General features: G+C 71.2%; 14 protein-coding genes. 12 read left to right on the top strand and 2 right to left on the bottom strand.

Annotated features, from left to right (window positions below; all coding sequences use genetic code 11):
- Window positions 1-332 precede the first annotated feature (332 nt).
- From rplU to galE, 5 genes are all read left to right on the top strand, one after another.
- Window positions 333-653 carry a 50S ribosomal protein L21 gene (gene rplU, locus ACF09C_RS18295; protein ID WP_015033583.1) on the top strand — a complete coding sequence of 107 codons (321 nt, stop codon included), beginning with the start codon at window positions 333-335 and terminating at the stop codon, window positions 651-653.
- Between the two features lie 13 nt (window positions 654-666).
- A complete protein-coding gene (rpmA, locus tag ACF09C_RS18290) occupies window positions 667-921 on the top strand; it encodes a 50S ribosomal protein L27 (protein ID WP_030317577.1) in 255 nt (84 codons plus the stop codon).
- Window positions 922-1040: 119 nt separating this feature from the next.
- Complete coding sequence (gene obgE / locus ACF09C_RS18285) at window positions 1041-2480, top strand: GTPase ObgE (protein ID WP_392092460.1); 1440 nt, start codon at window positions 1041-1043, stop codon at window positions 2478-2480.
- Between the two features lie 163 nt (window positions 2481-2643).
- Window positions 2644-4236, top strand: coding sequence for a glycosyltransferase family 2 protein (locus tag ACF09C_RS18280; RefSeq protein WP_392092979.1), 1593 nt, complete (start codon window positions 2644-2646; stop codon window positions 4234-4236).
- 18 nt (window positions 4237-4254) lie between these two features.
- The gene (galE, locus tag ACF09C_RS18275; RefSeq protein ID WP_392092459.1) at window positions 4255-5241 is read left to right on the top strand and encodes a UDP-glucose 4-epimerase GalE; all 987 of its coding nucleotides are present in this window, start codon (window positions 4255-4257) and stop codon (window positions 5239-5241) included.
- A gap of 94 nt (window positions 5242-5335) precedes the next feature.
- On the opposite strand, the gene ACF09C_RS18270 is transcribed toward galE, so the two are convergent.
- A complete protein-coding gene (locus ACF09C_RS18270) occupies window positions 5336-6526 on the bottom strand; it encodes a glycosyltransferase (protein ID WP_392092977.1) in 1191 nt (396 codons plus the stop codon).
- Window positions 6527-6534: 8 nt separating this feature from the next.
- A complete protein-coding gene (locus ACF09C_RS18265) occupies window positions 6535-9381 on the bottom strand; it encodes a CDP-glycerol glycerophosphotransferase family protein (RefSeq protein ID WP_392092458.1) in 2847 nt (948 codons plus the stop codon).
- A gap of 457 nt (window positions 9382-9838) precedes the next feature.
- On the opposite strand from ACF09C_RS18265, the gene ACF09C_RS18260 reads away from it, so the two are divergent.
- The 7 genes from ACF09C_RS18260 to ACF09C_RS18230 all read left to right on the top strand — a co-directional run bounded on the left by ACF09C_RS18260 (window position 9839) and on the right by ACF09C_RS18230 (window position 17950).
- The gene (locus tag ACF09C_RS18260; RefSeq protein ID WP_392092457.1) at window positions 9839-12322 is read left to right on the top strand and encodes a YfhO family protein; all 2484 of its coding nucleotides are present in this window, start codon (window positions 9839-9841) and stop codon (window positions 12320-12322) included.
- The gene (locus ACF09C_RS18255; protein WP_392092456.1) at window positions 12319-13332 is read left to right on the top strand and encodes a glycosyltransferase family 2 protein; all 1014 of its coding nucleotides are present in this window, start codon (window positions 12319-12321) and stop codon (window positions 13330-13332) included. The genes ACF09C_RS18260 and ACF09C_RS18255 overlap by 4 nt, the downstream gene beginning before the upstream one ends.
- Window positions 13332-13790 carry a GtrA family protein gene (locus ACF09C_RS18250; protein ID WP_392092455.1) on the top strand — a complete coding sequence of 153 codons (459 nt, stop codon included), beginning with the start codon at window positions 13332-13334 and terminating at the stop codon, window positions 13788-13790. Before ACF09C_RS18255 ends, ACF09C_RS18250 begins: the two co-directional genes overlap by 1 nt.
- Before the next feature lie 141 nt (window positions 13791-13931).
- Window positions 13932-15059: a glutamate 5-kinase gene (proB, locus tag ACF09C_RS18245; protein WP_392092454.1), complete on the top strand. Its 1128-nt coding sequence runs from the start codon at window positions 13932-13934 to the stop codon at window positions 15057-15059.
- A gap of 185 nt (window positions 15060-15244) precedes the next feature.
- Window positions 15245-15739: a hypothetical protein gene (locus ACF09C_RS18240; RefSeq protein ID WP_392092453.1), complete on the top strand. Its 495-nt coding sequence runs from the start codon at window positions 15245-15247 to the stop codon at window positions 15737-15739.
- A 221-nt stretch (window positions 15740-15960) separates the two neighbouring features.
- A complete protein-coding gene (locus ACF09C_RS18235) occupies window positions 15961-17244 on the top strand; it encodes a glutamate-5-semialdehyde dehydrogenase (RefSeq protein WP_392092452.1) in 1284 nt (427 codons plus the stop codon).
- 115 nt (window positions 17245-17359) lie between these two features.
- Window positions 17360-17950 (top strand): hypothetical protein, encoded by a 591-nt coding sequence (locus ACF09C_RS18230; protein ID WP_392092451.1) that lies wholly within the window; start codon window positions 17360-17362, stop codon window positions 17948-17950.
- Window positions 17951-17961: the final 11 nt, after the last annotated feature.

Genomic DNA, 17961 nt, shown 5'->3' with positions numbered 1-17961 from the left:
GCGGCGGCTATACTCCCCCCCCCCAACCCCCCCCCCACACCCCCCCCCCCGCCCCCGCCGGCCCGCCCGGGGGGGGGGGGGCGGGGCCCCGCGGGCCCCCCCCCCCCCCGCCCGCCCCACGGCCCGCCTCCGGGGAGTCGCCCGAATTTGACCCCCCGAGGCACCGGCCGTAACCTTGACCGTCGGCGTGTCGTATGACATGCCAAACCCCTGAGCACCCTCCTCCCGGTCTGCCGGGAGAGGCCGCTCGTCCACTTCCGGATCACCGCGGGCCCCGGCCCGTGTGAGCGGCTGGCATCAGGGGTCCGTTCCCGAGTGAGAGAGAGATCCGCGTGTACGCCATCGTGCGCAGCGGTGGTCGCCAGCACAAGGTTGCTGTCGGCGACATCGTTGAGGTTGACAAGATTTCCACTGCCAAGGTTGGCGACACCGTAGAGCTCTCTACGCTGCTCGTTGTCGACGGCGACGCCGTGACCAGCGACCCGTGGGTGCTGGCCGGTATCAAGGTCACGGCCGAGGTCGTGGACCACCACAAGGGCGCGAAGATCGACATCCTGCGCTACAAGAACAAGACCGGCTACCGCCGTCGCCAGGGTCACCGCCAGCAGTACACGGCGATCAAGGTCACCGGTATCCCCGCGGCTGCGAAGTAAGAGGGACTGAGACATGGCACACAAGAAGGGCGCATCGTCCACCCGGAACGGGCGCGACTCCAACGCTCAGCGGCTCGGCGTGAAGCGCTTCGGCGGTCAGGTCGTCAACGCCGGTGAGATCCTGATCCGCCAGCGCGGCACCCACTTCCACCCGGGCTCGGGCGTCGGCCGTGGCGGCGACGACACGCTGTTCGCCCTGCAGGCCGGTTCGGTGCAGTTCGGCACCCACCGTGGCCGCAAGGTCGTGAACATCGTTCCGGTCGCCTGATCGGAAGCATTCGCGGAGGCGGACCTCACTTCCCGGCAGGGAAGCGGGTCCGCCTTTCGCGTGTTACTAGATAGACATTCCACCTCGTAGTACCCCCTTGTAACTGGAGGCACAGAACCATGACCACCTTCGTGGACCGCGTCGAGCTGCACGTCGCCGCGGGTAGCGGAGGCCACGGCTGCGCCTCCGTACACCGGGAGAAGTTCATGCCCCTCGGCGGGCCCGACGGCGGCAACGGCGGCCGCGGCGGTGATGTGACCCTGGTCGTCGACCAGTCGATCACCACGCTCCTCGAGTACCACCACTCCCCGCACCGCAAGGCGACCAACGGTCAGCCCGGCGCCGGTGACAACCGCTCCGGCAAGAACGGCCAGGACCTCGTCCTGCCCGTGCCCGACGGCACCGTCGTCCTCGACAAGCGGGGCAACGTGCTCGCCGACCTGGTCGGCCAGGGCACCACCTTCGTCGCGGGCCAGGGTGGCCGCGGCGGTCTCGGCAACGCGGCGCTCGCCTCCGCCCGCCGCAAGGCCCCCGGCTTCGCGCTGCTCGGCGAGCCCGGCGAGGCGCGGGACATCGTCCTTGAGCTCAAGACCGTCGCCGACGTGGCGCTCGTGGGCTACCCGAGCGCCGGCAAGTCCTCGCTCATCTCCGTCCTGTCGGCGGCCAAGCCGAAGATCGCGGACTACCCCTTCACCACGCTCGTCCCGAACCTGGGCGTCGTCACCGCCGGTTCGACGGTCTACACGATCGCCGACGTGCCGGGGCTGATCCCGGGCGCCAGCCAGGGCCGCGGCCTCGGTCTGGAGTTCCTGCGCCACGTCGAGCGCTGCTCGGTCCTGGTGCACATCCTGGACACGGCGACGCTGGAGTCCGACCGGGACCCGGTCACCGACCTCGATGCCATCGAGGAGGAGCTGCAGCAGTACGGCGGCCTCGACGACCGTCCCCGTATCGTCGTCCTCAACAAGATCGACATCCCGGACGGCCAGGACCTGGCGGACATGATCCGCCCCGACCTGGAGGAGCGCGGCTACCAGGTCTTCGAGGTCTCCGCCGTCGCCCGTACGGGCCTGAAGGAGCTCTCCTTCGCGCTGGCCGGCATCGTCGCCGAGGCGCGCGCGGCCAAGCCGAAGGAGGAGTCGACCCGGATCGTCATCCGCCCGCAGGCGGTCGACGAGGCGGGCTTCACCGTCACGTACGACGAGGCTGAGGACCTCTACCGGGTGCGCGGCGAGAAGCCGGAGCGCTGGGTCCGCCAGACCGACTTCAACAACGACGAGGCCGTCGGCTACCTCGCCGACCGCCTCAACCGCCTCGGTGTCGAGGAAGAGCTGATGAAGGCGGGCGCCCGCGCGGGCGACGGCGTCGCGATCGGCCCCGAGGACAACGCGGTCGTCTTCGACTGGGAGCCCACGATGATGGCGGGCGCCGAGATGCTCGGCCGCCGCGGCGAGGACCACCGCCTCGAAGCCCCCCGCCCGGCCGCCCAGCGCCGCCGCGACCGCCAGGCGGAGCGCGACGACGCCCAGCGCGAGTACGACGAGTTCAACCCGTTCTAGTTCGACGAGTTCAACCCGTTCCAGTCCGGGGTTCGTGCGCGTACGACGGGTTCGACCGCTTCCGGGGGCCTGTGGGCTCCCGGGAGCGGTCGGTCGGGTGGATCGGTCGCTCCCGTAGGATCTCGGTGTGAGTAGCGCCCCCCACCCCGTCACGACCGCAGGCATGCTCGGCGTCGTCGTCATCGCCTACAACGACGCGGAGCTGGTCGGCGACGCGATCCGCTCGGCGCTCGCCCAGGGACCCGTCGTCGCAGAGGTCGTCGCCGTGAACGACGCCTCCGGTGACGCCACCGCGCAGGTCCTGGACGAGCTGGCCGCGCTCCACCCCCGGGTCCGGGTCGTCCACCGCACCCAGAACAGCGGCGGCTGCGGCACCCCCCGCAACGACGGCATCCAGGCGGCCACGGCCCCGTACGTGATGTTCCTCGACAGCGACGACATCCTGCCCGAGGGCGCGGCCGAGGCCCTGGTCGCGGCGGCCGTCGAGCACGCGACGCCCGTGGCCGTCGGCGCCTGCGTGCGGCGCGAGCTGCCCGAGGGCCGCGACGTGCGCTGGCAGCCCGCCCTCTACCGGGAGCCCGCGCTCCTGCAGACGCCGGCCGACCTCGTCCCGCTGGTGCACGACACCCTCTGCGTCAACAAGATCTACGAGCGGTCCTTCCTCACCGAACACGGCATCCGGTTCCCCGACGGCCGTTTCGTCTACGAGGACTTCCTCTTCACCGCCCGCGTCCTCGCCGCCGCGCCGCGCATCGCCGTGATACCCGACACGGTCTACGTCTGGCACGTGCGCCGTGCCGCCGCGCAGCTGTCGATCTCCCTCGCCCGCGAGGACGTCACCAACTGGCAGGCCAGGATCGCCGCCCACCGCCAGGCCGTCGAGACCCTCCAGCAGGCCGGGCGCGCCGAGCTCGCCGCCGCCTGCCGCACCAAGTTCCTCGAACACGACCTGCGGATGTACGCCCGCGAGCTGCGGCTGCGCGGCGCCGAGCACCAGAGCGACTGGTGGCGGCTGACCCGCGAGCACCTCGCGGCCTTCGAGGAGGCCGAGATCGCCGCGGCGACCGCGCCGGCCCGCTGGACGGCGCGTTTCCTGCTCGCCGCCGAGCAGCCGACGGACCTGCTGCGCCTCTCCCGGCTCTGCGCCGACCCGGCCCGCCTGCTCCCGCCGTACGCCCGCAAGGGTGACACCGCCGTCTGGTCCGAGGACCTGCCGGACGTGCGGCTCGACGGCATGGACACCCTGCCGCTGGCCGAGCTGCCGCTGGTGGTCGACGCCGCCCTGCGCACCGGAGCGGGCGCCGAGCTGCGGCTCACGGTCCGCGACCTGTACGGCAGGGTGGGCACGGCGGGACCGCGTGCCGTCGAGGTCGCGTTCGTCCCCCGGGGGGCGGACGCCCCGGCCCGTACCGAACGGGCCGAGCTGACCGAGGTGGACGGCGGCTGGACCGCCCGGGTCCCGGCCGGCCTGACCGGCCTCGCCCGGGCCGGCCGCGGTCGCGGCAACGCGGGCATCCAGTTCTGGGACATCCGGGCCACGGTGACGTGCGCCGACGGGGAGACGTTCGCGACAGCGCTCCGGCTGCCGGAGGGCCGCCAGCGGCGCTCGGTGCTGCCGAGCAGCCGGTACGGTGTATTGCTGGTGCAGCAGTACACCACGGCGAACGGCTCGCTCGCGGTGCGGATCGCACCCGGCGCCCGCGACGGGCTCGGGGCGGTCAGGGCCAGGCTCCGTAGGCTGTCGCGCCGTTCATAGCGGAAGGATTGGGGCGCAATGACATATCTGATCACCGGTGGCGCCGGCTACATCGGCTCGCACGTGGTCCGGGCGATGACGCAGGCGGGGGAGCGGGTCGTCGTCCTCGACGACCTGTCCACGGGCTACGCGGAGCGGGTGCCGGAGGGTGTGCCGCTGGTGGTCGGGTCGACCCTGGACCGTGAGGTCCTGGACCGCGCCATCGCCGAGCACGGTGTCACCGGCGTCGTCCACCTCGCGGCGAAGAAGCAGGTCGGCGAGTCCGTCGAGGTGCCGCTGCACTACTACCGCGAGAACGTGCAGGGCCTCACCGTCCTCCTGGAGGTGGTGGCGGCGGCCGGCGTCCGCAACTTCCTCTTCTCCTCCTCGGCCGCCGTGTACGGCATGCCGGACGTCGACCTCGTCACCGAGGAGACGCCCTGCCTGCCGATGAGCCCGTACGGCGAGACGAAGCTGGCCGGCGAGTGGATCGTCCGTGCCGCCGGCAAGGCCCACGGCATCTCCACGGCCTGCCTGCGCTACTTCAACGTGGCGGGCGCCGCGACCCCCGAGCTGGCCGACACCGGTGTCTTCAACCTGGTCCCGATGGTCTTCGAGCGGCTCGACGCCGGTGAGGCCCCGCGGATCTTCGGCGACGACTACGCCACCCCGGACGGCACCTGCGTCCGCGACTACATCCATGTCGAGGACCTCGCCGACGCCCACCTCGTCGCCGCGCGCAAGCTCGCCGAGTGGGCCGCCGCCGGTGAGCCGCGCGACCTGACGGTCAACATCGGCCGCGGTGAGGGCGTCTCCGTGACCGAGATGATCGACCTGATCAACGAGGTCACCGGGCATGCCGTCGCCCCGGTCGTCACCCCGCGCCGTGCGGGCGACCCGGCCCGGGTCGTCGCCTCCGCCGACCGGATCGCCGCCGAGCTGGGCTGGAAGGCCCGCCACGACGTCCGCGACATGATCGAGTCGGCCTGGGCGGGCTGGGTCGCCCGCCGCTCCGCGTCGGCCTGACGCCACGTACGCCATGTACGCACGAGCCTGACCTCGCGCAGGTACGAAGAAGGGAGGCCCGCCGGTCACACCGGCGGGCCTCCCTTCGTCATGTTCAGCGGTCGAGCAGCGTGAAGAGGTTCTCCCAGCGCGCCACGATCTCGTCCGTCGAGTAGCGCTGGATGTCGACGCGGGCCTGGTCGCCCATCCGGTCGCGCAGCTCCTGGTCGGAGATCAGCTCGTCGAGCCTGCGCGCGAACTCACCGGTGTTGCCGGGGGGCACGATGAGGCCGTTCTCCCCGTCGGTGATGATCTCGCGGACGCCCGGGGCGACATCGAAGGCGACGCAGGGCACGGCCGTGGCCATGGCCTCCATGAGGGCGAGGGGGAAGCCCTCGCCCCGGGAGGACAGCGCGAACAGCGAACTGTCCTTCAGCGCGCCGGGGACGTCACTGGTCCGTCCCATCCACTCGACCTGCGAGGTCAGCCCGAGCCGCTCGCTCTGCGCCTTCAGCGCCGCCTCCTCCTCGCCGGAGCCGTAGAGGCGCAGGGTCCAGTCGGGGTGCTTCGGCGCGACCTCGGACCAGGCGTCGAGGAGCAGGTCGACACCCTTCTCCTCGTGCAGCCGGCCGATGGAGACGACGACCTTGGCCGTCCGCGGGGAGGGCTCCTCGGGGAAGAACGGCAGCGGGTTCGGCATGGCCCCGACGTGGTCGAAGCGCTGCCGGATCCACAGGTCGGCGTCCTCCCGGGTCAGCGCGAGCATCCGGTCGACGTCCGCGTAGAACTTCTTGACCCGCTGGAAGCGGGAGGAGTTCTTGCAGGTGAGGAAGGACTCGTGGCTCATGCCGACCACGCGGTGCCCGGCCGTGTCCGCGAGCGCGACCCACTCCATGGCCCAGACCTGCGTCACGATGACGACGGCACCCGGGCGCGCGGCGCGGAAGATCGCGGTGAGCTTGGCCGCCTCGCGGCGCATGCCGGCCTCGCGCGCGGACCTACGGCGGCGCTCGACGAGGTCGAGCTTGCCCTTGAGACCCCGGGCCGACTTGAGGGACGGCGGGTGGACGTCGTACAGCGTCGTCGTCCGGTAGGGCAGGTCGTCGCCGAGGTCGGCGCGGCGGCCCTCCGGAGCGGGGACGACACCGACGACGTGGACGGCGTGGCCGCGCTCGCTGAAGAGCCGAGCCATCTGGTGCGACCAGCTGGTGATGCCGCCGAGTTCGTCGACACTGTTGGAGATCAGGATGATGTCCCTGGTCTTCGTGTCGTCGCTCTGCGGGGCGGTCGTCGTCGTACTCATCATCTCGGTCATCAACGGCTCCACCCGGAGAAGAACTTCTCGACGATCGACCGCGCGGCGTTGCCCTGGTCGAACTCGCCGAACTCGGCCACGAAGCGCTTGCGGGCGTCGCAGAACTCACGCCCCTGGGCGTCGAGTTCGCGCACCGCGGCGTGCAGCTCGTCCTCGGTCCTGAAGACCGGTCCCGGCGCGTGCTCCAGCAGGTCGAAGTACGTTCCCCGGTCCTCGTGGACGTAGGTCTCGTAGTCGTACGTGAAGAACAGCATCGGCCGGTCGAGCAGCGCGTAGTCGAACATCACGGAGGAGTAGTCCGTGATCAGCGCGTCGGCGAGCTCCATCAGCGGCATCACGTCGTGCTCGTGCGAGACGTCGATGATCTTGCCCTCGACGTTCGGCGGCAGCACCACGTGGTTGAAGTAGTGCGCGCGCACCAGCAGGACGTAGCGGTCGCCGAACTCCTCGGCGAAGCGGTCCACGTCGAACGGGAGCTGGAACTGGCTGGCCTTGCCCGAGGTGCGGAAGGTCGGCGCGTACAGCAGCACCTTCTTGTCCGCGGGGATGCCGAGCTTCTCCGCGAGCGGTCCGCGCTCGCGGCGGCCCGCCTCCTCCTCGCGCTGCCGGGCCTGCACCAGCACGTCGTTGCGCGGGTAGCCCGAGCGCATCAGCGTGCGGTCCTGCAGCCGGAAGGCCTTGGCCAGCGTCCGCACGTCGTGCTCCGAACGCACCAGGAAGTGGTCGAAGCGGTCGAGGTGCTTCTGCTGCGTCTCCTGCTGCTGCCGGGTCTGCGCCTTGAGCTTGGGCTGGTCGAAGCCCATCTTCTTGAGCGCGGAGCCGTGCCAGGTCTGGATGTACGTCGTCTCGGGACGCTTGGCGAGCCGCAGCGGGTAGCTCTGGTTGTCCACCCAGAACTCGGCGCGGGCCAGAGCCTTGAGGTACGGCAGCGACCAGCGGCGCACCAGCTGGACGCCCTTGGGGAAGTCCTTCGGGCTGCCGGTGTAGGACCAGATCGCCTCGAAGTCCAGGCCCTGGCGGACCATCTCCTCGTAGATCGCGCGCGGGCTGTCGCTGTACTGCTTGCCCAGCTGGCTCTCGAAGACGACGGTGCGCTTCTTCACGGGCAGCCGGCTGTAGACCTCGTGGTACAGGCGCAGCTTGGTCTCACCGGAGGTGAGGGTGGTGCGCAGCGCCTTGGCGCGCCGGAAGCCGGACTTCGCGATCTGGCCGGGCCTGCCGTGCAGGCTGCGCTGGACGAAGTCCTCGATCCGGTCGCTGTCGCCCTTGGAGGAGACGAGCCGGAAGGCGAGGTGGCCCTTGGCGGTGGGGTGGGGCTCTATGCGGTCGCCCACCAGCCGGGTCAGTCGCGGCTTGACGGGGAGCGTGCCGCCGCCGAGGTCGTTCTGCTCGACGGTGAGACGGCTCTGGGTGCGGACGCCGTTCACCTGGAGGATGACGCGGACGTCCCACACGGAGTCGATGATGCCGAGGGGCCGCAGCTTGGAGCTGATGTCGGCCCGCGTCTCCCAGTGGAGCGTGTCGCCGTCGTGGCGGAGCTCGGTGACGGGGAAGAGGAAGGTCTGCAGGCTGCGCCGGCGGGCCCGGAACTCCACCTCGGCCTTGAGGGTGTCCCCGGGCTTGACGATCCCCAGCGGGTTGGTGATCCGGCCGCCGAGCCTGGCGGTGCCGCCGGTCTCCTCGTACGTGGTGAGTTCGTTGCGCAGGAACAGCTTGTTGATCGGCTTCTGGTGGTAGCCGAGGTCGGTGACGTCGAGGACCTCGCGGCCGAACTCGTCGTCGAGGTGTTCGGCGCACCAGTAGACGCGGCCGTCGCGCTCGGTGAGCGGCGCGGAGAGCTTGTCCCGGTGGATCAGCGTGTCCACGGCGGGCAGCAGGTTGTCCCAGTCGCCCTTCTCGAGCAGGTACGCGCAGATCGCCTGGATCTTGGCGCACTTGCTGTACGCCTCGCGGTCGAGACCCTGGAGGTACGGCCGGGAGAGCTCCTCGAACTCGCGGCGGTAGGCCTCGTCGCGGAACGGAAGGTCACGCAGATGGAGGACGAGGTCGTGCTTGAGGAACTTGACGTCCTTGGCAGCCCGCATCTCGGCCTGGCCGTGGCGGTCGAGGAGCGCGTCGATACGACGGTGGATCTCCAGCCGGTGCTGGTAGTTCACCATTTCGTGCCGGCTGTTGGTGACCGACTTGACGGCGGCCTTCTCGTAGACGTGCCAGAAGTAGACCTGGTTGGGGATCAGGGTGATCTTCTTCGCCGCCATGTAGGCGTCGGCGATGAACATCAGGTCCTCGTAGAACATCCCCTTGGGGAAGCGGAGCTCGTTGTCGACGAGGAAGTCGCGCCGGTAGCACTTGTTGGTCGACAGGGTGTCCCAGACGAACAGGTCGGGGAGCTCGGTGACCGAGTCCAGGGTGCGCGTGGTCGCGTAGAGCCACGGGTACCACTCGTTGCGCTTCTCCTGGACGGTGTCCTTGGTGAGCCGGACGCACAGGCCGGAGACCATGTCGGCGCCGGTCTCCTCGGCGGCCGACACCATGTTGCGGCAGGCGTTGACCTCGAGTACGTCGTCGCTGTCGAGGAACATGACGTAGCGGCCCCGCGCGTGGCCGATGCCGACGTTCCGGGGCTCGCCGCCCGCGCCGCTGTTCTCGGGCAGCTGGTAGGCCCGGACCTGGCCGGGGTGTGCGGCTGCCAGTTCCTGGGCGACCTCGAAGGTGCGGTCCTTGCTGCAGTCGTCGACGATCACGACTTCGACGCTCTGCAATGTCTGGTCCAACACCGATCGCACGGCCGTCGGGAGACGCTCTGCGTCGTTGTAGGCGATGACGATCACGGAGACGTCAGGCACTGGCACCTCGATCCATTTGTCTTTCGCAGGCTGCCTCAACGGTACCTCGCGTTCACTTTCCGGCTCTCCGACCGGTTCGGGAGGCGTCCGAGCCCCGAGGGGGCCGCGCCGGGGCGGCTGGGGCACCCCTCGATCGGATTCGTCGATTTTAGGGGGCAACCCTTTCGGCCCCGTACCTGTCTAGAAGGTGTCCGCACATGGGAGCCGTAGCCTCTTTGTGCGCAAATACACGTGGGAAAGTGACGGACGGGGAAGAATGCTGCTCAACTTGGATATCCAGGGCAATGGGGGACGCCCAGGTACTCGAGACCAAGGGCAGGCCCCCGTGCTCGACCCGTCAGCCGAGACAGATGCTCACCAAGGGGTGGGAGGTTCCACTCCACTTGTGAAGAAAGCCGGACCGGTACCACGGAACCGGCGAAGAGCGGGGCTGATCGCCCCCTGGGCCGCGGCCTTCATGTCCATGACCGCCTACTGCGTGGCCATGGCCGTCCAGGGCACCTATCCCTTCGGGGGCCGCTCGCGCGCGGTCAACGACCTCGGCAACCAGTTCGTGCCGTTCCACGCCCAGCTGCGGGACCTGATGCACGGCGAGACCACCGGTGACCTGGTGTTCAACTGGTCGAGCGGCTACGGCGTGCCGTTCTTCGCCGACTTCGTCACGTACCTCATGAACCCGTTCTCGTGGCTGGTCGGGGTCTTCCCCCGGGACGCCGTCGAGTTCCCTGTGTTCCTGGTCACCCTTCTCAGCGCGGGGCTCGCGGCGGGGCTGATGACCGTCTTCCTCGGCCGGCTCCACGACGGGAGCCCCTGGCTCCGCGCCCTGCTCTCCGTCGGCTTCGCCCTCAGCGCCTGGATGGTCTCGGACGGCTTCTCCGACCCCATGTGGATGTGGGGCATGGTCGCGATCCCGCTTCTCGGCATCGCCTACGACTGGTGTCTGCACCGTCGGCGCTGGGTCCTCGGCACCCTCTTCGTCACCGTCGGCTGGGCGGGCAACTTCTACACCGCCGCCATGGCCACCATCGGCATGGGCCTGGTGCTGCTCGTCCGGGTGCTCCTCGACGAGCGCCCGGCCGGCGAGCGCCTGCGGGTCCTGGGACGCGTCCTCTCCATGACCGTCACCGGCGTGCTGCTCGCCGCGCCGGTCCTGACCGTCGGCCTCAAGGCGAGCAAGCTGTCCCAGCCCGCTCCCGAGGCCGTCTACTACGGGGCACCCGACCTCGTCGACTACCTGGCGCACCTGATCCCCGGCGGGCTCGTCGGCCGCGTGCCGCACATCTCCGTCGGGATGCTCAGCCTGCTCCTGATCGCCACCTACCCGTTCATGCGGCGGGTAGCGCTGAAGGAGCGGGCCGCCTGGCTCGGCCTGGTCGTGCTGATCGCCGCCTCCCTGGTCTGGGAGCCCACGATCCTGCTCTGGCACGGCTTCGCCCTGCCCAACGGCAGCCCGTACCGCGCCTCGATCGCCCTCACGGCCGTCCTCGTCTGCGTCGCCTGGCTGGCGCTCGCCCGCCGGCCCCGCCCCGCCGAGCTGCTCGGCGGCGGCGCCCTGGTCCTCGCCCTCGTCCTCGGCGTGAGCACCACCGCGTACATGTCGCGAGGGCCCTGGATCCTCGCCGCCGGCGGTCTGGTCTTCCTCGCCCTGCTGCTCGCCCTGCACCGCTACCGGAACGACCGCCGGGTCCGCCGCGGGCTCACGGTCGGTCTGGCCGGCGCCGTCCTGCTCTCCGCCTCGTACACGGTCCTGTCCACCACCCAGATCCGTGACGCGATGGACTGGTGGGCGCCCAAGCGCACCTACGACGACCAGTCGCGCGCCGCGTACGACCAGCTCAAGGCGGCCGACGCCTGGCCGGCGAGCCGTACCGACCCGGGCCCGCACGCCTTCGCCGCCAACGACCCGATGCTCCTCGCCGGGCAGGGCGGCCGCTACTACAGCAGCTATCTGCCGGCCGTCACCGCCCAGTCCCTGCACGGGCTCGGCGGTGGCTGGTTCATGCAGGGCCGCGGCACGGTCAGCTTCAACGACCCGGTCAGCCGCGCGATCATGGGCATCAGCAGCTACCTGGAGGACGACCTCGGCCCCGACGGCTTCGTCCAGCGCACCGCCTCCGCACCGCCGGTCGTCACCCTGCGGCCGTCCGACACGCGCCTCGACGGGACGGCGGGGCGCGACGCCACCGTCTTCGCCCGCCAGGAGCGGGTCCTGGGCGCCCGGGTCTACGAGGTGCCGAAGCTCGTCCGCTCCGAGCCCGCGCCGCCCGGCTCCGGCAAGCCCGGCCACGGCTGGGGCGTGCCGTCCGTGCAGCGCGGCGGCCCCACGACCTTCACCACCGTGTGCACCCCCGGCACCGAGGCCTACTGGAACGCGCCCTGGCTGTCCGGCCAGGTCACCGCGCTCGGCCGGACCGTCGAGGCGGTCGGCAAGTACCCGATGACCGCGAACTCGCTGGCCCTGCTCGGTACCGTCCCCGCCGACGGCCGGATCACCGTCACCGTCAGCCCGAAACGGGGGACGGTGCTCAACGGGACCCCCGTCGGCTGCCTCGACCGGGCCGCGCTCGACCGGACCGTGCGGCAGCTCCGCGCCACCGGACCGGACCGCGTCGAAGCCTCCGGGCACGGCATCCGCGCCACCTTCGCGCCCGCCACCCAGCGCGTCGCTGTCCTCTCCGTGCCCGCCGCTCCCGGCTGGCGCTGCTCGGTCGACGGCGGCCCGGAGCGCGCGCCGCGCAAGCTCGGCGGCCTGATGGCCGTACCCCTCGCGGACGGCGCCTCGCAGCTGTCCTGCTCGTACCACACCCCCGGGCTGAAGCTCGGCCTGGCGGCGAGCGGCATGGCCGCCGCGGTCCTGCTCGCGGTCGCCGCCCTTCCTCTGTTCCGCACCCGTATCCGCCCGCGTCTCGCTCGCTCTTCGTCCAGGAGAAACCGCTCATGATCAAGTTGTCCGTCGTTGTGCCCTGCTACAACGAGGAAGCGGTCATCGACCGGTTCGACGCCCGCATCCGCGAGGTGCTGGGCGCGCTGCCCATCGAGTACGAGCTCTGCTACGTCGACGACGGCAGCAAGGACGGAACCTTCCTGCGGCTGCGCGCCATCGCCGACGAGCACGAGAAGCAGACCCGCTACGTCTCCTTCAGCCGCAACTTCGGCAAGGAGGCCGCGATGCTGGCCGGCCTGCGCGAGGCCTCCGGCGACGCCGTCGTGATCATGGACGCCGACCTCCAGCACCCGCCGGAGCTCATCGAGCGCATGCTCGAACTGTTCGAGCGGGGCCACGGGCAGGTCATCGCCCGGCGCACCCGCGAGGGCGACAAGAAGCTCCGCTCCGCCCTGAGCAGGCTGTACTACCGCGGCGTGAACAAGTGGGTCGACGTCGAGCTGACCGACGGCGTCGGCGACTTCCGGCTGCTGTCCCGTGCCGCCGTCGACGCGCTGATCTCGCTGCCCGAGTACAACCGCTTCTCCAAGGGACTCTTCTCCTGGATCGGCTTCGACACCGTCACCTTCGACTACCAGAACGCCGCGCGGGAGGCGGGCGAGACCAAGTGGAAGTTCAGCTCGCTGCTCAACTACGGCATGGACGGGCTGATCTCCTTCAACAACCGGCCGCTGCGCCTCGCGATCTGGCTCGGGCTCACGCTCAGCGGCCTGGCCGGGCTGTACGCGATCTGGATCGCGGTCGCCGCGATCACCCAGGGCGTCAGCGCCCCCGGTTACGTCACCCTCGTCGCGATCATCGTGGGCCTCGGCGGCGTCCAGATGATGATGCTGGGTCTGATCGGCGAGTACATCGGGCGCATCTACTATGAGACGAAGCGCCGGCCGCACTTCCTCGTCAAGGAGACGGACCGCTCCAGGACACGCCACCCGTTCGCGGGCGGCGCCTACGCAGCCGGCCGTATGGACGGCCGCGCACGCGTCGTCGCCACCGATCGGGAGATGTAATGCGCGGTCAGCTGGGCCAGATCGTCCGCTTCGGTCTTGTCGGCGGAATCAACACGGGCACGTTCTACGGGTGCTATCTCCTGCTGCACCCGTGGATGCCGTACTTCGCCGCCTACTCCATCGCGTTCGTGCTCAGCATGATCGGCTCGTTCTTCCTCAACACGTACTTCACCTACCGGACCAGGCCCACCTGGAAGAAGTTCGCGCTCTTCCCGCTCACCAACGTCACCAACTACCTGGTGCAGAGCGTCGGTCTGTACGCGCTGGTGACCTGGGCCGGTATGGACGACCGGATCGCGCCGCTGGTCGCGGCCGTCGTCGCCATTCCGTTCACGTACCTGCTGTCGAAGAAGATCCTCGTGCCGGGCGGCAAGCAGCCGAGCCCGGCGGGACCCGTCGGGCCGACCGGCCCGGCGGGCGGGGCCGACGTCGAGTCGGACCCGGTCGCCAGCCGCTGACGGCTCTCCGTTCCGGCGGCGGCCACCCGCGTCCAGCGGGCGAAACGGGCGGGCGCGGGCCGTCCCCGCTCGCGTAGATTGCGGCCTGACATCCGAGTGGGACGGACGCCGGTGACGGCGGTACAGGTAGCGGCGGTACAGGTGACAGTGGCAAGGCAGTTCGTGACGGAAGCCCGCAGGATCGTCGTCAAGGTCGGCTCGTCCTCGCTCACCACCGCCTCCGGTGGGCTCGACGCCGACCGGGTCGACGCCCTCGTCGACGTCCTCGCCAAGGTCCGCAGCGGTGGCGAGAAGGAGATCGTGCTGGTCTCCTCCGGCGCCATCGCCGCCGGACTCGCCCCGCTCGGCCTCACCCGCAGGCCCAAGGACCTCGCCCGGCAGCAGGCCGCCGCCAGCGTCGGCCAGGGCCTCCTCGTCGCCCGCTACACCGCCTCCTTCGCCCGCTACGGCGTACGCGTCGGCCAGGTCCTCCTCACCACCGACGACACCAGCCGCCGCGCCCACTACCGCAACGCCTACCGCACCCTCGACCAGCTCCTCGCCATGGGTGCCCTCCCGGTCGTCAACGAGAACGACACCGTCGCCACGGACGAGATCCGCTTCGGCGACAACGACCGGCTCGCCGCCCTCGTCGCCCATCTCGTCCGCGCCGACCTGCTGGTGCTGCTCTCCGACGTCGACGGGCTCTACGACGGAGACCCGGCGAAGCCCGGCACCTCGCGGATCGCCGAGGTCGCGGGCCCCGAGGACATCGCCCATGTCGAGATCGGCTCCGCGGGCAAGGCCGGGGTCGGCACCGGCGGCATGGTCACCAAGGTCGAGGCCGCTCGGATCGCCGCGGCCGCCGGTATCCCCGTGGTCCTCACCTCCGCCGTCCGCGCGGCCGACGCCCTGGCGGGCCGCGACACCGGCACGTACTTCCACCGCACCGGCCGCCGCTCCGCCGACCGGCTCCTCTGGCTCGCCCACGCCTCCACCCCGCAGGGCAGCCTCACCCTGGACGAGGGCGCGGTACGGGCCGTGGTCGAGGGCAAGAAGTCGCTCCTGGCCGCCGGGATCGCCGCCGTCGAGGGCGAGTTCGTCGCGGGCGACCCGGTCGAACTGCGCGACACCGACGGCCGGTCCGTCGCCCGTGGGCTCGTCAACTTCGACGCCAAGGAGATCCCGCGGATGCTCGGCCGCTCCACGCCCGAGCTGGCCCGCGAGCTCGGCCCCGAGTACGAGCGGGAGGTCGTCCACCGCGACGACCTGGTGGTCGTGCGCGCCTGATCCGTCCCTTTGCGGGGGACGTGTGGAGGCGTGGGGAGGCGTGTGGAGAAAACGGCTGAAAGACCGGCCATCCGGTAGGGACCTTTACCAAAACCGCCCCACGTGCCGCCTCGGACTGGTCAACTTTGTCTCGGGGACAAGACAGGGCGGGGTACAGCACCACACGCATCAACAGGAGGCCGCCGGTGAGACGAGCGCGCCCAGGGGCACCGCCCCGCGGGACAGCCGAACGCGCCCTGACCAGTGTCGAGGCCGGAGCCGACTTCGACGAGGGACAGAGCGGCGAGGGACAGGGCACCCAGACCGACCGGGCACGCGGTGAGGAGCGGCCGGTGGTCGCCTCGAAGCTCTGGCACATCACCCTCAGCGTCTCGGGCGCCGAGGCCCCGCTGAAGGAGGTCAGGCGCGGCCTCGAGCAGCTGGCCCACGACCATCCCTTCCTGCTGACCAGCCGCTACGCCAATGATCACGCGGAGATCCGCTACTGGGAAGAGGCCCGTGACCTGCACGATGCCGCGGCGGTCGCGCTCCGGCTGTGGGGCGAGCACCGGCAGAGCGCGAAGCTGCCGCCGTGGGAGATCGTCGGCCTCGAGGTCATCGACCGCGAGACCTACCACCTGCGCATCGCCGAGGGCTACGGCCCACCGCCGGCCGCCCCGGTGGGGGTCCACCCGTACTGACGAGCACCTTGGGGCGCTCTCGGGCGCCTGGGGCCGCCGGGAGCGTCGGGCGCGGGTCCGGGGCGTCGGGCGGGCGCCGGGATGTCGGGCGCGGGTCCGGGGGGTCGGGCGGGCGCCGGGATGTCGGGCGGGCGTCCGGGGCGTCCAGGGGGCGTCTCGGAGTACGGGATGCGGACGGCATTCGTGAGGGATGTCCGCAGTGGTGCCAGTACCCTGCGGGCATGACCTCGCTCACGCCCCTCGACAACCTGTCCCCGGTCGCCCGGGCCGCCTACCGCGCCCGCGCCGCCGCCGCCGAAATCGCGCCACTTCCGCGCGCGGCCAAGGACGACGCCCTGCTGGCGATCGCGGACGCCCTCGAGGTCCGTACCGCCGAGATCGTCGAGGCCAACGCCGAGGACATCGCCCGCGCCCGCGAGGCCGGGACCAGCGAGACCGTCATCGACCGGCTCACCCTCACCCCCGAGCGCGTCCGCGCCATCGCCGCCGACGTCCGCGACGTGGCCGCTCTGCCGGACCCCGTGGGCGAGGTCGTGCGCGGTTCGACGCTCCCCAACGGGATCGACCTCCGCCAGGTCCGCGTTCCCCTCGGCGTCGTCGGCATCATCTACGAGGCCCGGCCGAACGTGACCGTCGACGCGGCCGCCCTCTGCCTCAAGTCCGGCAACGCCGTCCTGCTGCGCGGCTCGTCCTCCGCGTACTCCTCGAACACCGCCCTGGTGAAGGTCCTGCGCGACGCCGTCGGGGGCGCCGGCCTGCCCGCCGACGCCGTCCAGCTCGTCCCCGGCGAGTCCCGCGACTCGGTACGGGAGCTGATGCGCGCCCGCGGCCTGGTCGACGTCCTCATCCCGCGCGGCGGCGCCTCCCTGATCCGGACGGTCGTCGAGGACTCCACCGTCCCCGTCATCGAGACCGGCACCGGAAACTGCCATGTCTACGTGGACGCCCAGGCCGACCTCGACATGGCCGTCGACATCCTGATCAACTCCAAGGCCCAGCGGCCCAGCGTCTGCAACTCGGCCGAGACCCTCCTTGTCCACCAGGACATCGCGCAGGCCTTCCTGCCGCGCGCCCTGGCGGCCCTGGCCGACGCGGGCGTCACCGTCCACGCCGACGAGCGGGTCCTGGCCCACGCCGAGGGCTCCAAGGCCACCGTCGTCCCGGCGACCCCCGAGGACTGGGAGACCGAGTACCTCTCCTACGACATCGCCGCCGCCGTCGTCGACTCCCTCGACAAGGCCGTCGAGCACATCCGGCTCTGGTCCTCCGGCCACACCGAGGCCATCGTCACCACCTCGCAGGCCGCCGCCCGCCGCTTCACCCAGCTGGTCGACTCCACGACGGTCGCCGTCAACGCGTCCACCCGGTTCACCGACGGAGGCCAGTTCGGCTTCGGCGCCGAGATCGGCATCTCGACCCAGAAACTGCACGCCCGTGGGCCCATGGGCCTGCCCGAGCTGACCTCGACGAAGTACATCGTCACCGGCGACGGCCACACCCGCTGACCCCTCGGTTTCCCCCGTTCGGCCCCGCTCCCGCGGGGCCGCGCGGGACCGGACGGGAAGGGATGTCTCGCACTCTCCCTGCCCAAAACCACCTCTCAGGTCTACTCTGACAAACGTGCCGGACGACGTGGGGGGCAGGCCGTTCCAGGACGGCAGGGACCCTGAGAACTCGGACGACCGCGGGGGCGCGAAGGACGACTTCGCCACCGTGGTGTTCGACGAGGACTTCGTACGGGCCGCCGAGGTCCACGAGCCGACCGCCGTGGAACGCCTCCTGGCGGCCGCCCAGGCGCGCGCCGAGGCCGAGGCCGCCCGCGCCAGAGCGGGCGCGCGGCCCGGCGAGGACGGCTACGACCCCTCGGACCCCTTCGGCGGCCCCTACGGCGACGCGTACGACCCGGACGACCCCGACGGTGACGGCGGCCCCTACGGTCCGCACGGCGGCGCCCTGCGCCCCTACCGGGGCAGCGCCCGCTGGCACCGGCCCGTCGCCTGGGTGCTCGCCCTGTTGATGGGCGTCGGCATGGTCGCCCTCGCCTTCACCGCCGTCTACCGGGGCGCCTCCGCCAACCGCCAGGACCAGGTCCCGGCCCCCGCCACCACCGGCATCGACAAGCCACGTGAGAACCCCCCGGCCGTCACCGCGCCCTCGGCCTCCGCCGAGTACTCCGCGCCCCCGGTACCCGCCGTTCCGCGTACTCCCTGAGCACAGGCGGA

This window comes from Streptomyces sp. NPDC014870 (genome assembly GCF_043081505.1).
Lineage (GTDB): Bacteria > Actinomycetota > Actinomycetes > Streptomycetales > Streptomycetaceae > Streptomyces.
Note: the sequence above shows the minus strand (reverse complement) of the source record. Positions and strands in the feature narration are given on the sequence as shown.